Genomic DNA, 16100 nt, shown 5'->3' with positions numbered 1-16100 from the left:
ACGCTCTTTAAGGTCATCGGAAAAATATTTTAGCTTAAGGATTTGGAGTGAATATCCAAACATAATAGGTTAAAATATGGTCAATTGCTAATTCAGAAAACAAGTTATATAATTATTCAAAGCTTGTTGACGCGATTTATACTATCTTTAGCGCCATAAATAAAAAAATGGATAATCATAGCTTCTCTAACGAACAGTTTTTATCCGGCGGTGGAGAAATGGGCGCGTTAATCCGCTCGATGGACTGGTCTGATAATCCATTAGGTCCGGTAGAAACCTGGCCACAGAGTCTTCGGACATCTGTTAGCTTGTGTCTTTCCTCCACTTTTCCCATTCTTATCGCCTGGGGACCGGAAACGATACAGATTTATAACGATGCCTACCGCCCAATATGTGGATCAATGCATCCCCAATCAATGGGTATGAACTTTCGCATCTGTTGGGAATCTGCACTGGAAGTTGTTGGCGATAAATTTACGCGCGGACAACAGGGAGAGGGAACTTACATTACCGATCAGCAGATGTTTTTGTTTCGGTATGGTTACCTCGAAGAAGCATTCATGACGTTTTCTTTTGCGCCTATACGTGATGAATCTGGTGAAGTGGGCGGGATATTCCACCCCATTACCGAAACTACCGATAAAATGCTCAATGGCCGCAGAACGCAGGTGTTGCGCGATCTGGCATCTGTTTTGGCAAGGGCAAAATCCATTGAAGATATTGGTTGCCTGATTGCTGAAAAGCAGCCGGATTTTGTTGCCGACTTACCTTTTATCTTATTTTACAGTGTAGCAGATAACGGAACATCTGCCAGTTTAATCAGCTCCGCAGGCATAGCACTCGCACCAACATTGGCTATTGCCGAAATATCATTTGAAGACAGCCATCAGGCATGGCCATTATTCAAAGCCGCTAATGCGCCTTTGGTGATAGACGATCTGGCAGTCAGGTTTGGTGATTTTTCTTGTCAGCCATATCCCGAAACCCCCACTACGGCGGTGATTTTACCGGTGTTTATTTCGGGCAAAGAAAAACCTTTTGGTTACATTGTAGCCGGGGTTAGTGCGAGAAGGGCCATTGATGAAGAATATCTGGGTTTTTATTCGCTTCTGGCCAATACCTTCAGCAGTGCTGTTTCCAATGTATATGCCTATGAGCAAGAGCAGAAACGGGCCGAAGCCCTTGCTGCGATAGATAGGTCGAAGACAGCTTTTTTTAGTAATGTCAGTCATGAGTTTCGTACCCCGCTTACGTTAATCCTCGGCCAACTGGAAGATCTTCAGGCCAAAGCCATCATGGCCGATCCTGAAATTGGCGAGATTGTACTATCTACACATCGTAATTCCATGCGTCTGCTCAAACTGGTTAACAACCTGCTCGATTTTAGCAGGGTAGAAGCCGGAAGGGTAAAAGCTGCTTTTCAACCCGTTGATATTGTAGGCGTAACTACCGACCTCGCCAGTAGTTTTAGATCTATTATCGAAAAAGCAGGTATGGAACTTGTTGTTAAAGCTGATTATCCGGCTCTTGAAGTTTTTCTCGACATTCAGATGTGGGAAAAGATTGTGCTCAACCTGCTTTCCAATGCTTTCAAATACACCCTTGAGGGAAAAATTACCGTTGAATTAATTAAGGAAGATACTCGTGTTATTTTAAATGTTTCGGATACAGGGGTAGGCATACCAGAGGCCGAACTTCCGCATATGTTTGAACGCTTCCATCGGGTCGAAAATGCGATTGGCAGAACTCATGAAGGAAGCGGCATCGGACTTTCATTGGTGAGTGAGCTTGTTGGGTTACATGGCGGAAATATAACCGTTGAAAGTGTTTTTGGAACAGGATCAACTTTCGCTGTATGCATACCTTTAGGATGTTCACATTTACCTGCAGAACAGGTGCATCAAAAAGACTTTCAGGTGTTGATGAGCGGTTTACGGGAATCCTTTCTTCAGGAAGCTTCGGGCTTATTAGGTGAAGAATATAGCGGAATAGTAAAGGAGAACAAACTCACCGAAGCTAACGACGGACATCAACCCGATGCCAAGGTACTGATTGTTGATGATAATAACGATATGCGCGCTTATCTGAAACGCCTGCTCGAACCCGAGTTTACTGTTTATACTGCTGTGAATGGTGAAGATGCTTTGCAAAAACTTAGCACTTTTACGCCCGAACTCATCCTTAGTGATATTATGATGCCCGTTATGGATGGAAAAGGCCTGCTTAAAAAAATCAGGGAAAGAGAAGAAAAACATTGGATCCCAGTTATTTTTCTTTCCGCAAGGGCAGGTGAAGAAGCCAGGATTGATGGCTTGGAAGCTGGGGCAGATGATTATCTGGTTAAGCCTTTTTCGGCACAGGAACTGCTTAGTAAAGTACGTGCACAGATTAAAATCAACAGGGTTAGGCTGTACAATGAGCGGCGCATGCGCGATTTTGTGGCCGTGGCTACCCACGAATTAAAAACACCGTTGACCGCACTTTTCGGTTATGTGCAGCTGATAGGGAAGAAATCTTCTACCATCAATGAGCCTTTAATCACCAATGCAGCTGAAAGGGCAGGCTACCAGATCACCAGAATGGCAAGGCTGGTAGACGATTTCCTTGACGTGAGTAAACTGGATGAAGGAATGCTGCACCTGAACTGGGGATCTTTTGATATGGAGGAACTCGTTAAGGAAATTGTAGCCGAAGTACAATCCACATCTCCCGCACATACCCTCCATTTCAGTGGTGTGCATATGCTTCAGGTGAAAGGTGATCGCGAAAAAATTGGACAGGTAATCACCAACCTGTTGGTAAATGCGGTTAAATATGCACCCGAAGCGCCAAAGATTGAAATTATCGTGAAGGAAACGGAAGAGCAAGTAGTAATTTCTGTACGTGACTATGGGGTGGGGATAAAAAAGGAAGACCAGGCGCATGTGTTTAAGCGGTTTTACCGTACCGAATCGGCTAACAAAGGCTTTAGGGGATTCGGTGTTGGCTTATATCTTTGCTCAGAAATTATTAACCGCCATGGCGGCACTATCAGCGTAGAGAGCGAACCTATGCTAGGCTCAACCTTTTGTTTTTCTTTGCCTTTAACACATTAAAGTGAATGCTCACGAGTGTTGACCTAAAAAAAATGAAGCGGCCACTGGCTTTGCCGGTAGCCGCATGAATTAACCGGTTTACAGTTATTTTAGGTAGATGTTAGGCTATAACAGTGATAGTTTTCGGATTGTTTTGGAAAAAAGCTATTTTAGCACAAAATTTTAAGCTAGTTAGGTTAAAAAGAAGTCATATAGTTCGTTTGTTTTTATCCCCATAAAGATGATCTCATCAGTCGTCCATACTTTGAAAATTTCACTGGATTTTTCTTGTAAAGAAATAAAACAAATTATCACTTAAGCGGTTATATGATGGATTTTATTCATTAAATTGAAATTAGAAGTGATTAAATCACTGTTAAAAATATAAGTCAGATACTCACAATTTTATACAGATCAATTGGAAACATCTAACAATAGAAAATTTGAACTTTCAGGAAATGCAGGGGCATCTAATTTCCAACTGATGACCATGGCATTAAATGCTTCAATTTCTGGCATTATCATTACCGATAATACCCAGCAAGACAATCCAATCATTTATTGTAATAAAGCATTCGAAAAAATTACGGGATATTCCAGAAAAGAGATTATTGGGCATAATTGCAGGTTTTTGCAGGCGCAAGACCGACACCAAAAAGAACGGGCAATTTTGAGCAAGTGTATCGCCGAAGGGGTAGAGTGCAGGGTAGAAATCAGGAATTATAAAAAAAATGGCGATCTGTTCTGGAATGAGCTTTATATGTCGCCAGTTAAAAATGCTGAAGGTGAGGTCACCCATTTTATAGGGGTTCAGAACGATGTAACCGCAAGGAAGAACGCGGAACACGATCTGCGCCAGCAGAAGCTGATGATGGAAAAGCGGATTGAGGAACGTACAAATGAACTTCGGGAGAGCGAAGCCTTCCTATCCAGTATTATAGAAACAGTACGCGAGGGGCTTTTGGTGCTTGATCCTAATTTTAATGTGCTTAGTGCAAACAATCACTTTTTAAGGACATTTAAGGTAAGTAAGGAAGAGACAGTTGGTCGCCAGTTGTATGATTTAGGTAACCACCAATGGGATATTCCGAAATTACGTGATCTGCTTGTTGAAATTCTGCCAACCAATAATCCTGTTGTTGATTTTGAAGTGGAACACGATTTTCCACATATTGGAAAAAAATTAATGCTTCTGAATGCCTATCGTGTTGAATTTGAGGGACAATATAAAGACCAGATTCTGCTTGCTATTGAAGATATCACAGAAAGGCGTGAGGTGGAAATAAGAAAAGATGACTTTTTATCTATCGCCAGTCATGAACTCCGTACCCCACTTACCACGATAAAAGGTTATGTACAGTTGTTAGAGCGCGCCATGCCTCAAAATGCCAGTGAGAAATTTCTATCTACTTTCGGCAAAGTATCGGTGTATGTAGAACGTTTAAACTCATTGATTAGTGAATTGCTTGATGTTTCGCGGATCCAGAGTGGTAATATGGAATTGCACATGGCTCAGTTCGATTTTGATAACATGATTACAGAAGCTATTGAAGGCATGCGCACAACAGTTCCCGGTCATCAGATTATATTAAGTGGCCAAACTGGTGCAAAAGTGGTTGCAGATGAGTCGCATATTGCCCAGGTGGTCAGCAACTTGTTATCAAATGCCATTAAATATGCCCCTGATTCAGAAAAAATTGAAGTCAATATTGCCAATGTGAGCGATTATGTGAAGGTATCGGTTAAGGATTTTGGATTGGGAATGAGCGCCGAAGACAGGAAAAAAGTTTTTGAACGTTTTTACCGGGGTGTAGAAATCCAGAAGAAGTTTCCAGGGATGGGTATAGGACTTTATATTTGTGACCAGATTATTAAAAGACATAATGGAACCCTTTGGGTAGAAAGTGAAATAGGCAAAGGTTCTATCTTCAGTTTTACTTTACCTAAAACAGGAAAGGAAACGAATGGATAAAAAGAAAATCATGATCTGCGATGATGATGAAGGGATTATTGATGTATTGGAAATGATTTTGGATGAGGTAGGGCATACGGTGATTTCGGTAAATGACAGTTTAAAAGTACAGGCGGCGATCGATAAAGAGCAGCCGGATTTATTGATCCTTGATTTGTGGATGCCAAGGCTATCGGGCCAGGAGGTATTGAAGCACTTAAGAAAAAATTCGGAACATCATCAACTGAAAGTAATTGTAATTTCGGCCAGCAGAGACGGTGAACAGGTAGCTACTGATGCAGGAGCCAATCAATTTATAGCAAAACCTTTCGATTTAAACAATATTTTAGATTCAGTTAACGCATTGCTCAATTAAAGGAGGTTAATGCTTATTTTTACCTCTTTTTGAGATGGTATCGTAAATGCAAGTTATCCTCTTGAAGGACATTTACGGTATAGAGATAACGATGATTGACAGGTAGATTTCATATCAGGAATATTCCTGGAGCGATCGTCATTCCCAACTTGATTGGGAATCTTAATACAAACTACTTAAGATTTCCACCTGCGCGAGAATGACGCCTGGCATTGGTAGATTTCTTTAACAGTAGCTTCCGAAGTTAGGAGCCAATAATCTAAGGCCTCTCTCAAATGTTTTAGAGCAATTCGATACTTTGATGTAATTAATCACTATGATTTTATCATTTTCTTAAGCTCAATTGCATTAAACGCGGCATAACCTTCCTGGTCATTATCGAAGTAGAGGTAAACATCTTTATTTTCATTCAGCCAGGTATTACACCTTTCAGCCCATGTTGTTAAGGCAGATTGGCCGTATAAACCCTGATATTTTTCTCCCGGTCCGTGCAACCTGATATATACAAAATTAGCAGTGGATATAATGGGCGATTGATGCCCTCCTAAATCATAAATGCAGAAAGCACAATGGTATTTTTTTAACAGGGAAAATACGGTTTCATGGTACCAGCTTGGATTTCTGAATTCAAAAGTATAACGGTATCCTGATGGGAGCATTTCCAAAAATCCTTCCAGCCGCACGGCGTTTATTCCCCATTTTGGAGGCAGTTGAAAAAGTATGGGGCCCAATTTCTCTCCCAGCCCGAGACTGGCATTTAAAAACTCAACAATCTCATTTTTGGATACATTCAGTTTTTTTAAATGGGTAAAATACCGGTTAGCCTTAACAGCATAAGTAAAATGGGCCGGCGCTTGTTCCCCCCAGGTTTCAAAATTTTGTAGCCTTGGCTGGCGGTAAAAAGAATTGTTCAGTTCAACGGTGTCAAAGTGTGCGGTAAAATATTGCAATTGATCTTTCTTTTTAAGATCTGAAGGGTAGAAAGTACCCTCCCAATGACGGTATTTCCATCCCGATGTACCAATAAAAGTTTTACCTGATTTCATTTAATTGCGATTACAATTCAGAATACTTTCCCTGTATAGCCTAGAGCTATTCTATCTCGCCCTGAGCAAGTCCGTCTAAAAACCAACCCGATCGATATTCAAATCTTGCAAATTCGGTTTTCGATTGATTAGTCACCTTACCGGTAAAGTCATGTGCAATATCACCTTCACTTTCCAGAATCTGTTTGGCGAGCAGCGCGTATTCATTTAGATCCAGCCCATCTTTAATGATATACATTAATTCTCCATTTTCGCTCCACAATGATTCTATCAAGCCCTCATCAAACTTTTTCTTTAAAGTATTTAAATCCTCTTTCGGGCTGTTCATAGGTATTTCGTTCATATTAATATTTTAATGTGTTAATAAAAGTAAATTGTGGTTTGCTCAGATCGGCTTATTTGTCATTGGCCGATGTTATTTCACGCAATGGAACAGACTCCAGACCTTTTTGCGGTGGTCCGGTAAGTACTTGTCCGCTAACAGAAAAGCGTCCTCCGTGGCAGGGGCAATCCCAGGTTTTTTCAGCAGAATTCCAGTTCACAATACAGCCTGCATGCGTACATACAGGATTAAGTGCTGTTACTTTTCCGGAATCATCTTTATATAATGCTAATTTTTCTCCATCAAATTCCACTATTTTACCCTCATTTTTGGCTAGTTCATCAGTAGATTTTATAATTTCTGTACCCAATCGGTCTGCTACAAAATGGTAGGCAACATCTGCATTTTCCTTTACAAATTCAGTAAATCCGGCTATGGGTTTTAACCTTGATGGACGGAACAGCTTTTCATAAGGGTTTTCTTTTTCCAATATCAGATCGCTGATCAGAACAGCCGAGAGGCTGCCCAGGATCATACCATTTCCGTTAAAACCGGTTGCAACATAAATCCCTTTATCGCCACCTGGTAATTGCCCCACGTAAGGTAGACCATCTACAGGTACATAATATTGAGACGACCATTTGTAACTGATCTCTCCGATGTCGAAATATTTCCTCGCATAATCTTCAAGATCTTCAAAAGCCTTTAACGGATCTCCATGGCCGGTTTTATGATCGGCGCCTCCAATAATCAGGTATTTTTGTCCGTCGAGTTCATGGCTCCTAAAGTAGTGATAAGGTTCTTGCATATCGTATGCCAGGCAGTTAGGGTACTCACCGCTGTTCAGTTTTACAGCAAAAACATAACTACGGTAGGGGGCATTGCGTAACGAAAGGATATTTATTCCGGGAGGAATATGCGTTGCATAAACGATATTTTTTGCCTTTAGTGTAAATTTATCACTCTTTGCATAGTGGATGTTTTCATGCAGCTCGGTGCTATGGATAAATGTTTGTTCAATAATTTTTCCACCGAGTTTCTCAAATTCCTTTGCAAGTCCGAGAATATATTTTAACGGGTGAAACTGGGCCTGATTTTTGAAACATAACACACGCTTAAATGGGATCGGAACACCATTTTGATCAGCTTCGCTTACTGTTACGCCTGCCGCTTGCGAAGATTCCAGAATAGATTGCAGTTCTGTAGTTTCTTTTTCGTTCTCCGAGAAAAGATAGGCCATTTTAAACTCGAAATCTGCAGCAATTTTCAATTGGTCTATATTTGTCCTGATCATTTCGATCATCTCCTTTGTACCATCTGCCATAAGGCTGGAGATTTCTTTGCTGAAGTTGCTGTCTATTTCAGGATAAGTAGTATCCAAAAAAGTGTTTAAGTGCGCTGTAGTACCACCCGTCGTGCCAAAACCGAGATTTCTGGCTTCTGTCAGTATACATCGCTTTCCCTGTTTTTGTAATAGTAATGCGGTAGTTATACCTGTAATCCCACCTCCTATAATCAGTGCATCATATGTTTCTTCATGATCAGAATGATTAGTTGCCACACCGTCTATTGAAGTAGCTTGCCAGATACTGGAGTTGGCCCCATCTCTTATCATTGTTTTTATTCCGTTGTTTTTCATTTTAAAAGCAGTTGGTAAATTAAAAACCTGTTATCAAACGCAAAGGTTTGTAGAATTTTGTTTTAACCGCCTACATGTTATCCGGATGTTTGTTTCAACAAATTTGATGTTGGCTTTTTAGCAGAATTTCATCCTATTTGATAAATAACGAAACTAAGCGGAGAAACAGATGGTTTTTATAGAAAAAGACTATGGGAAATTTAAAGAATGATTTAGTTCCGCAACAACTTGTCGGAAGCCAGATGGATGTGGTGGAAGAACGTAAATTAAGCAGTCTTATCCATGCTCAGGAATTTTTCGCAGCAGCTGAAAAAAGATTACTGGCTGTGAATGAATGGGGTCAAATTTCCGGATTATCAGACTTTCAGATTTTTACGGCTGATGGGCAAGAAGCTTTCCGGTCAGTGCAAAAGGGGGACTTTATTAGAATTGATATCCCTGGTCCCGGTCCATCATCGGGTGATGGTTTTGATTGGGTAAAGGTTGAAGAAATTGAAAGAGCGCATGACGGGGATCAGGATATGATCAGTATGTGTGTACGTCCTTGTTCTACGCCTTTAAATCAGGATAAAGAGGTTGCTCATTTCTTAAAAGATCATGCCACTTCTACCTTTATTATCCGCAGAAATCAGACTACGGTATGGGCAGAGGAGCATGGAAGGAATGAAGAGGCAAATATTAGTGAAGGCAATTTGCTGGATAGGGCAAGAAACCTGATTGTTGGCTTCAGTGCAAAGCTTGGCTTATCCTATCCGCAATGGAAGCTGTTGGTAAAAGGCCTGCTTGATGGCAAACCTTAATACTGTAACATGGCTAACCCTTCTTCATTGCCTTGCATGGCTGCAAGTTCTGCGGCACGCTGTCCGCGGACATCTGTAATTGAGGTATCTGCTCCATTTTCAAGTAAGAGTTTCAGCAGATCATTTCTGCCGAACATGGCTGCAAACATTAAGGCAGTTCCACCGTTTCCGTGCTGAAGATCCAGTTTTGCACCCTTGGCAATCAGAAGTTCTGCAATTGGGAGGTAACCTTTAAAGCAAACTCCCATCAGTGCCGTGTTGCCCCCAAAATCTGCCGCGTTTATGTCTGCCCCAGCTGCTAAAAGTATTTCAGCGCATGATAAACGGTTGTTATAACAGGCAATAATTAGCGGGGTGTAACCTTTTTCATCCCTGAAATCCACATTTGCGCCCCTGCTGATCAGTTCTTTTAATACTTCTGTCTCGCCCTGTCTCGCTGCGGGGATCATCAATAGGTCTAAATTTTCCATGTAAATATAACTGTGGTTGTAGAGGAAAGGTTTTGACTTTGTTATTCTGGTTTTTACGCTGTCTTTCTGAATGCAATGGAGAATCTCTCCTGTTTGGGTTGTAATTCTACCAATTATTTCAATCGGTATTTTAGTTATCCCTTAGCGACTTTTTTGAGCATTTTTTCAGCAAAAAAAAGACCCTGAAATAAATTTAGGGCGACGACTGGGAAAATGACACCGTATGAAAAACAAAAGGCTCCGAAGAGCCTTTTAAATTGTTATTCTGCTACTGCTTCCTCATTAACTGCGTTAACCGCTAGTTCTGTTAAAGCTACATCTGTTGCCTTCTCATTTTCAAGGGTTTGCGTAAGCAGTTCGGCTACATCATTGTGGCCCATATTCTCTGCAAATACCCTTAAGGTTCCATAGGTTGCAATTTCATAGTGCTCAACTTTTTGGGCAGCAAGAATAAGTCCGGCATCACGGATCATGGTACCCTTATCGGTATCAGCAATAATGCCATCGGCTTCTTCTAATAATCCGGCCATGGCATCACATTTTTTTGCAGTTGCTTTTTCACCTAAAAGGCTAAATACTTCTTCAAGCGTGCTGATATGCTGTTCCGTTTCTTCGGTATGTTTTTCAAAAGCTGCGGCCAGTTCCGGGCTTGTAGCCGCTTTCTTCATTTTTGGAAGCGCTTTTGCAAGGTGTTTCTCTGCCCAATAAATATCTTTTAACTCATCAATAAAAAACTCGTGGAATTCAGAATTCTCCATTTTTCCGGTTTTACCTGTAGGTTTTGCGCTTTTCTTATCGGTTTTTTTTGTAGTTGCCATAATTATATTTTTTATAGGTTTTTTATTTATAGAACAGGATGAAATTTACGATAGTTTTGAATTTTTGATTGTTTTTATAATTTGGCCGAAACTGGTACCGGTTAGTCGGGTTATTTGCCTGTTTCCATATATGGTGCATCAACAGGTTTAGATTCAGGCGAACCTTTCTGCCTTAAGAAAATGGTGAATATTACAATAGCAGCAACAGAGAGAAATTCGCTCTGCCAATTTTGAAAGGTCTCAAACCAGAAGGTGGTCTGCCCTAGATAAGCACCCATCGTATCGATTGGTTTCCCTTTTAGTACCTGTTCGATGTTGTGATCTTGCCAGCTGCCATAAAAGTGCAGATACCAGCTGAGCAAAAAAAGTAAGATAAAAGCAATGGATAGGGAGTTGGAATATAATTTTAACATCCATCCGCCCTGGCGCACGGCCCATGGTGCATCTTCGGAAGGAACAGGTTCGCGGTCCACTTCTTCTTCCTGGTCAATTTTTTTCGATTCTGCAGAACCGATCTGGCGTAGTTTTATCGTTAACAAAACATAGAGCATCATCTGTAAAAACTCGCTTTCAAAATTCTCAAAGGTTGCAGAGATAAAATGGCCCGACTGCAGGTAAGAGCCGAAGCCTAAACTGTATGCACCATGCTCATTCAGTTCCTTATTGTGTTCATTCCAGCCGGTAATGGCCTGGGCCAAAAGCGTAAACACAAAAAGGCTGATGAATACAACAGACAGACTATTTTTATATAGCCAGGTTTTTTTAGGGAATACTTTTTTAGCTTTCATTGTACTGTTATCTAATTTTCTATTGCTTTTAGATAATCTATAAGCAGGCTTGCACAAGCCTCCACTGTTGCTGAAACGATTTCCTCCCGTTCTCCGGTAAAATTAAATCTTTCCGAAAAGGCCAGCTCACCTTTACGTGTAGCATAAATAAATACGGTGCCTACTGGTTTTTCTTTGGTTTCGCTTCCTCCCGGAGCGGTAAGCCCGGTGATACCGATATGAATATCAGCCGGGATCAACCTTGAAAGGCCCAGACTAATGGCCTTGGTTACCTCCATTGATTCGGGTGTATAGGTTTTAATCAGCGTGTGACTTACCTGTAAAAGATCTTCCTTTAACTGCGCGTCATAACAGGCGATGCCACCTTTAAGAAATTCTCCTGCATGATCGATCATGGAAAATTCTGCCGAAAGTCGGCCGGCGGTTGCACTTTCTGCAAAGGCAATGGTTAAATTTTTACTGATAAGCATTTTGCCCACGGCATCCATTTTATCACGTCTCATTGGCTAAATCTGGCTAGTATCGCTTTAAAATCCGGTTAAAGGTATATAGGTTAAATAACAAGCTGTTTTAACGAATAGTTTTGAGGTGATGGTTACGTTAGGTATCCGCTTTTTTACGGTATGCGTATTAAAACACGGATAAATTACGGAAACTATATAGCGAAATACCGGGTTATAATAGATGATGGTCAACAAAGAAACATCCATAAACAAAACATACCATGAAAAAACAAGACAGCGGCACTAAACCAAAACTAAGTGCTAAAGCCACGGTAGAGGCTTCTCCGGCCTTAAAAGAACTCTTTAAAGATGGAATCTGTGATCTCTACTGGGCCGAAAATCATTTGGTTAAAAATTTGCCTAAAATGATGGCTAGCGCAACAGCACCCGCGCTAAAAAGTGCAATCGAATCTCATCTTACTGAAACTAAAGGACATGTAGCCAGACTTGAACAGGTATTTGAGCTGCTCGGCGAAAAACCCATAGCAAAAAAATGTGATGCGATGGAAGGATTGAGTAAAGAGGGGGAAAGTATCATTGAGGAAACAGAAGCCGGAACTGCAACACGTGATGTAGGCATCATACTAGCCAGCCAAAAGGTGGAACATTACGAAATTGCCTCTTATGGCGGGCTTTTCCAATTGGCTACAACATTGGGCTTAACAGAAGTTGCAGATTTATTGGAACAAACACTTGCTGAGGAAAAACTTGCCGATACCAAGCTTACCGATATTGCTGTAAATGAGATTAACTATCAGGCTGCCGAGGAGGCTTAAGAAAGGAAAATAAGATGGCAAAAAAAACAACAGTAAAAGATACCAGTCCGATAAAACAGGGCAACGATAAAACGACCAAACTGGAGGCCTTTGTTGCAGATGATAAAGGTGAAAAACTTACCACCAATCATGGCGTTAAAATAAACGACGATCAGAATTCGCTTAAAGCCGGCGATCGTGGCGCGACATTGTTGGAAGATTTCATATTAAGAGAAAAAATTACCCATTTCGATCATGAGCGCATCCCTGAGCGCGTGGTACACGCCAGAGGGTCTGGAGCACATGGCGTTTTTAAGGTTTATGAGGATATGTCTGACCTTACCAGGGCAGCTTTTCTTTGCGATCCAGGCATCGAAACGCCTGTCTTTGTTCGGTTTTCAACGGTAGCAGGATCAAGAGGCTCTACCGATCTTGCCCGCGATGTTCGTGGTTTTGCAGTAAAATTTTATACACAGGAAGGTAATTTTGACCTGGTAGGTAACAATATGCCTGTATTTTTTATTCAGGATGCGGTTAAATTTCCTGATTTAGTTCATGCTGTGAAGCCAGAGCCAGATAATGAAATTCCCCAGGCAGCATCCGCACATGATACTTTCTGGGATTTTATTTCCTTTATGCCTGAGTCTGCTCATATGATTATGTGGTTGATGAGCGACAGGGCCATCCCGAGAAGTTACCGTATGATGGAAGGATTTGGGGTCCATACTTTCCGTTTTGTTAATGCATCCGGAGTGGCCAGTTTTGTAAAATTCCACTGGAAACCACTGCTGGGTGTACATTCCGTGGCCTGGGATGAGGCACAAAATATTTCCGGAAAAGATCCCGATTTTCACAGAAGGGATCTCTGGGATGCCATAGAAGCTGGCGCTTTTCCGGAGTGGGAACTCGGCGTGCAGATTGTGGCCGAAGAAGATGAATTTAAGTTTGGCTTCGATTTATTGGACCCGACCAAAATCATCCCCGAAGAGCTGGTTCCGGTGCAGCGCATTGGAAAAATGACATTAAACCGCAATCCGGATAACTTTTTCGCCGAAACTGAACAGGTTGCTTTTCACGTTGGTCATGTGGTTCCCGGAATAGATTTCACTAACGACCCACTGTTGCAGGGAAGGTTGTTCTCTTACACCGATACGCAGTTGATCAGACTGGGCGGACCAAATTTTCATGAAATTCCGATTAACAGGCCTGTGGTGCCTATCCACAATAACCAGCGCGACGGTTATATGCGCCAGACCATAAACCGGGGCAAAACCAGTTACGGGCCAAATGGAATAGCAGCAAATGATCCACAACAGGCCAAAGCAGCTGAGGGCGGTTTTGTGAGTTACAACGAACGTATTGATGCCAAGAAAATCCGCGCAAGAAGCAGAAGCTTTTTCGATCACTTTTCGCAGGCGAGGTTATTCTTCAATAGTCAGTCTGAAGCCGAGAAAAACCACCTGATTGATGCCCTTAGTTTTGAGCTGGGTAAGGTAAAAATGGTTGCTATACGCGAACGTATGCTGGGCTTGCTTAACCACGTGGATAAAGGCCTCGCAGCAGCCGTGGCTTATGCGCTTGGACTTCATGTTCCAACCATTCCGCTAGCAGAACTAAACGGAAGTATACCAGCAGATGCTGATCCGGCTGATTACACTCCGGAACAGAAAGAAGGTGAACTGGCAAAGTCAGAAGCATTGAGTATGGCTGGAACGCCGAAGGATTCAATCGCCACCAGAAAAATTGCCATTCTTGCAGCGGATGGGGTAGATGGTAAATCGTTGAGTAAGGTAAAGGATGCCCTTGTTGAACAGGGTGCCATTGTACATATTATCGCACCAAAACTGGGTACTATTCTTGCGCAGGAAGATCAGCAGATTGATGTAGATGAAAGTTTCTTAACGGCTGCTTCTGTACTTTATGACGCCGTTTATCTTCCTGGAGGAACCAATAGTTCTGCAACATTGGAAGCAGAGGCTAATGCCGTACATTTTCTGAATGAGGCTTTTAAACACTGCAAGGCAATAGCTGCCGATGCTACGGCCATACAGGTATTGGAGGCAACTTACTTTTATAAGAAACTTCCGGATGAATATTCAGAGGAAACCGTCTTGCGGGAAGGGATATTGGTTTCGGATGATCGTTCGTCATTGGCAGACCTGTTTACCAGGATGATTGCACAGCACAGGTTTTGGGATAGAGAGGTGCCGAGGAAAATTCCGGCTTAAGCCAAATTAATTTAATAAAATATCTTTAATATCATTTCAACCAGGTTATTATTAGCCTGGTTGTTTTTTTTAAAATAAACCAAACTGCCAAAGCTTTCAACAGGTTCTATAATGGAGGAGGCATTGACAAGGAGAAATATCATTTACAGACTATAGGCAAATTCTTCTGCCCGCTTATAGCAATCATAAATAAACTTAAAAAATTATGGAAAACAAAAAAACAGATTCCGGGACACAGAATGAGGAGAAAGTAGGCGTTATTCCGGTTTCTCAGTTAGAGGGAAGTGATGCTGATACAGCTCAGCAAGATGATGATGCAGCAGAGAAACTGGCCGGCCAAGCCACAAAATCTGATTCGGACGCAGATGAGCAAACCACTGAAAGCCATACGGACTAAACGGACGATTATTTACACTGGGTTTCACTAACCTAAAAATACCTATTATGGAAAATACAAAACATTTTGCCCTGATTACGGGGGCAAGTAGCGGCATTGGTTATGAACTTGCCAAGCTTTTTGCAAAAGATCATTTTAATCTAATCATTGTTGGAAGAGAAGAGGCCAGCCTGCAGCGTGCTGCAGTAGTGCTTGAAGAACAAGGGGTTGAAGTAATAACCATTACTGCCGATCTTTTTGACCCCAATGCAGCTTTTAATTTATATGAACAAATAAAAGCTAAAAATATACAGGTAGATGTATTGGTTAATGATGCCGGGCAAGGCGTTTACGGTAAGTTTATTGATACGGACCTTAATCAGGAACTTGATATTATCCAGCTTAATATCTCCTCTCTGGTAACCTTAACCAAGTTGTATGTACGCGAAATGGTGGCGCGTGGAAGTGGAAAAATCTTAAATGTTGCCTCAATTGCAGGAAAAGTTCCCGGGCCCTATCAGGCAGTTTACCATGGAACGAAAGCATTTGTGCACTCTTTTAATGAGGCTATCCGCGCAGAAATTAAAGACACACCGGTTACCATCACTTCTTTGTTGCCTGGACCTACAGATACTGACTTTTTTAGGAAAGCGGATATGCTGGATTCGAAAGCGGTACAGGAAGGAGAACTTGCAGATCCTGCAGAAGTAGCTAAAGATGGTTATGAGGCCATGATTGCCGGTAAGGATATGGTAATATCCGGGTTTAAGAATAAATTACAGGTAGCCGTGGGAAATATAACGCCTGACAGTATGCTTGCAGAACAGACGGGTAAGCAACAGGAACCAGTGGATAAATCATAATATTTTTCCCTTATTAATATTAGGTATCGTCGTGCTCAGCTTGATCATCAAGCTGAGCACTTTTTGGTTCCCGTTTTCACAGGATGACGAC

General features: G+C 41.6%; 15 protein-coding genes. 8 read left to right on the top strand and 7 right to left on the bottom strand.

The features are described 5' to 3' along the window. Positions 1 to 167: 167 nt before the first annotated feature. The 3 genes from ACK1I8_RS13850 to ACK1I8_RS13840 all read left to right on the top strand — a co-directional run bounded on the left by ACK1I8_RS13850 (position 168) and on the right by ACK1I8_RS13840 (position 5401). Positions 168 to 3095 carry an ATP-binding protein gene (locus ACK1I8_RS13850; protein WP_412465957.1) on the top strand — a complete coding sequence of 976 codons (2928 nt, stop codon included), beginning with the start codon at positions 168 to 170 and terminating at the stop codon, positions 3093 to 3095. Positions 3096 to 3492: 397 nt separating this feature from the next. After that, positions 3493 to 5046, top strand: coding sequence for a PAS domain-containing protein (locus ACK1I8_RS13845; RefSeq protein WP_412465956.1), 1554 nt, complete (start codon positions 3493 to 3495; stop codon positions 5044 to 5046). Further along, the gene (locus ACK1I8_RS13840; protein ID WP_412465955.1) at positions 5039 to 5401 is read left to right on the top strand and encodes a response regulator; all 363 of its coding nucleotides are present in this window, start codon (positions 5039 to 5041) and stop codon (positions 5399 to 5401) included. Before ACK1I8_RS13845 ends, ACK1I8_RS13840 begins: the two co-directional genes overlap by 8 nt. A gap of 314 nt (positions 5402 to 5715) precedes the next feature. Here the strand turns inward: ACK1I8_RS13840 and ACK1I8_RS13835 are convergent, their stop codons facing one another. The 3 genes from ACK1I8_RS13835 to ACK1I8_RS13825 are packed head-to-tail and all read right to left on the bottom strand — an operon-like array spanning position 5716 to position 8408. Further along, positions 5716 to 6447 carry a DUF72 domain-containing protein gene (locus ACK1I8_RS13835; RefSeq protein ID WP_412465954.1) on the bottom strand — a complete coding sequence of 244 codons (732 nt, stop codon included), beginning with the start codon at positions 6445 to 6447 and terminating at the stop codon, positions 5716 to 5718. Between the two features lie 46 nt (positions 6448 to 6493). Beyond that, a complete protein-coding gene (locus ACK1I8_RS13830; protein WP_412465953.1) occupies positions 6494 to 6790 on the bottom strand; it encodes a hypothetical protein in 297 nt (98 codons plus the stop codon). 52 nt (positions 6791 to 6842) lie between these two features. Continuing rightward, complete coding sequence (locus ACK1I8_RS13825) at positions 6843 to 8408, bottom strand: FAD-dependent oxidoreductase (RefSeq protein ID WP_412465952.1); 1566 nt, start codon at positions 8406 to 8408, stop codon at positions 6843 to 6845. A 191-nt stretch (positions 8409 to 8599) separates the two neighbouring features. Between ACK1I8_RS13825 and ACK1I8_RS13820 the strand changes: the two genes are divergently transcribed. Beyond that, the gene (locus tag ACK1I8_RS13820) at positions 8600 to 9208 is read left to right on the top strand and encodes a hypothetical protein (protein ID WP_412465951.1); all 609 of its coding nucleotides are present in this window, start codon (positions 8600 to 8602) and stop codon (positions 9206 to 9208) included. Here ACK1I8_RS13820 and ACK1I8_RS13815 read toward each other — a convergent pair. From ACK1I8_RS13815 to ACK1I8_RS13800, 4 genes are all read right to left on the bottom strand, one after another. Further along, a complete protein-coding gene (locus ACK1I8_RS13815; RefSeq protein ID WP_412465950.1) occupies positions 9205 to 9678 on the bottom strand; it encodes an ankyrin repeat domain-containing protein in 474 nt (157 codons plus the stop codon). The two genes, ACK1I8_RS13820 and ACK1I8_RS13815, sit on opposite strands and share 4 nt — an antisense overlap. Before the next feature lie 260 nt (positions 9679 to 9938). Further along, the gene (locus ACK1I8_RS13810; protein WP_412465949.1) at positions 9939 to 10496 is read right to left on the bottom strand and encodes a ferritin-like domain-containing protein; all 558 of its coding nucleotides are present in this window, start codon (positions 10494 to 10496) and stop codon (positions 9939 to 9941) included. 110 nt (positions 10497 to 10606) lie between these two features. Continuing rightward, entirely contained in the window at positions 10607 to 11284 is a 678-nt protein-coding gene (locus ACK1I8_RS13805) for a DUF6766 family protein (protein WP_412465948.1), read from the bottom strand. Between the two features lie 11 nt (positions 11285 to 11295). Next, positions 11296 to 11787: a CinA family protein gene (locus ACK1I8_RS13800; protein ID WP_412465947.1), complete on the bottom strand. Its 492-nt coding sequence runs from the start codon at positions 11785 to 11787 to the stop codon at positions 11296 to 11298. Positions 11788 to 12008: 221 nt separating this feature from the next. Here ACK1I8_RS13800 and ACK1I8_RS13795 point away from each other — a divergent pair, with 221 nt between their 5' ends. The 4 genes from ACK1I8_RS13795 (at position 12009) to ACK1I8_RS13780 (ending at position 16009) form a co-directional block, all read left to right on the top strand. Continuing rightward, positions 12009 to 12563 (top strand): ferritin-like domain-containing protein, encoded by a 555-nt coding sequence (locus ACK1I8_RS13795; RefSeq protein WP_412465946.1) that lies wholly within the window; start codon positions 12009 to 12011, stop codon positions 12561 to 12563. Positions 12564 to 12577: 14 nt separating this feature from the next. Then, positions 12578 to 14770, top strand: coding sequence for a catalase (locus ACK1I8_RS13790; RefSeq protein WP_412465945.1), 2193 nt, complete (start codon positions 12578 to 12580; stop codon positions 14768 to 14770). Positions 14771 to 14975: 205 nt separating this feature from the next. Next, positions 14976 to 15167, top strand: coding sequence for a hypothetical protein (locus tag ACK1I8_RS13785; protein ID WP_412465944.1), 192 nt, complete (start codon positions 14976 to 14978; stop codon positions 15165 to 15167). A 47-nt stretch (positions 15168 to 15214) separates the two neighbouring features. Then, positions 15215 to 16009, top strand: coding sequence for an SDR family NAD(P)-dependent oxidoreductase (locus ACK1I8_RS13780; protein ID WP_412465943.1), 795 nt, complete (start codon positions 15215 to 15217; stop codon positions 16007 to 16009). The last annotated feature ends 91 nt before the right edge of the window (positions 16010 to 16100 follow it).

It is taken from the genome of Pedobacter sp. KLB.chiD, assembly GCF_047040275.1.
Lineage (GTDB): Bacteria > Bacteroidota > Bacteroidia > Sphingobacteriales > Sphingobacteriaceae > Pedobacter.
This window is presented reverse-complemented; position numbering and strand designations above follow the sequence as displayed.

Excerpts from the sequence above, each read along its gene's own strand:
- ACK1I8_RS13825 (WP_412465952.1), bottom strand. The coding sequence starts at position 8,408 with ATGAAAAACAACGGAATAAAAACAATGATAAGAGATGGGGCCAACTCC.
- ACK1I8_RS13790 (WP_412465945.1), top strand. The coding sequence starts at position 12,578 with ATGGCAAAAAAAACAACAGTAAAAGATACCAGTCCGATAAAACAGGGC.
- ACK1I8_RS13785 (WP_412465944.1), top strand. The coding sequence starts at position 14,976 with ATGGAAAACAAAAAAACAGATTCCGGGACACAGAATGAGGAGAAAGTA.
- ACK1I8_RS13830 (WP_412465953.1), bottom strand. The coding sequence starts at position 6,790 with ATGAACGAAATACCTATGAACAGCCCGAAAGAGGATTTAAATACTTTA.
- ACK1I8_RS13850 (WP_412465957.1), top strand. The coding sequence starts at position 168 with ATGGATAATCATAGCTTCTCTAACGAACAGTTTTTATCCGGCGGTGGA.
- ACK1I8_RS13835 (WP_412465954.1), bottom strand. The coding sequence starts at position 6,447 with ATGAAATCAGGTAAAACTTTTATTGGTACATCGGGATGGAAATACCGT.
- ACK1I8_RS13780 (WP_412465943.1), top strand. The coding sequence starts at position 15,215 with ATGGAAAATACAAAACATTTTGCCCTGATTACGGGGGCAAGTAGCGGC.
- ACK1I8_RS13795 (WP_412465946.1), top strand. The coding sequence starts at position 12,009 with ATGAAAAAACAAGACAGCGGCACTAAACCAAAACTAAGTGCTAAAGCC.
- ACK1I8_RS13805 (WP_412465948.1), bottom strand. The coding sequence starts at position 11,284 with ATGAAAGCTAAAAAAGTATTCCCTAAAAAAACCTGGCTATATAAAAAT.
- ACK1I8_RS13810 (WP_412465949.1), bottom strand. The coding sequence starts at position 10,496 with ATGGCAACTACAAAAAAAACCGATAAGAAAAGCGCAAAACCTACAGGT.
- ACK1I8_RS13815 (WP_412465950.1), bottom strand. The coding sequence starts at position 9,678 with ATGGAAAATTTAGACCTATTGATGATCCCCGCAGCGAGACAGGGCGAG.
- ACK1I8_RS13840 (WP_412465955.1), top strand. The coding sequence starts at position 5,039 with ATGGATAAAAAGAAAATCATGATCTGCGATGATGATGAAGGGATTATT.
- ACK1I8_RS13800 (WP_412465947.1), bottom strand. The coding sequence starts at position 11,787 with ATGAGACGTGATAAAATGGATGCCGTGGGCAAAATGCTTATCAGTAAA.
- ACK1I8_RS13820 (WP_412465951.1), top strand. The coding sequence starts at position 8,600 with ATGGGAAATTTAAAGAATGATTTAGTTCCGCAACAACTTGTCGGAAGC.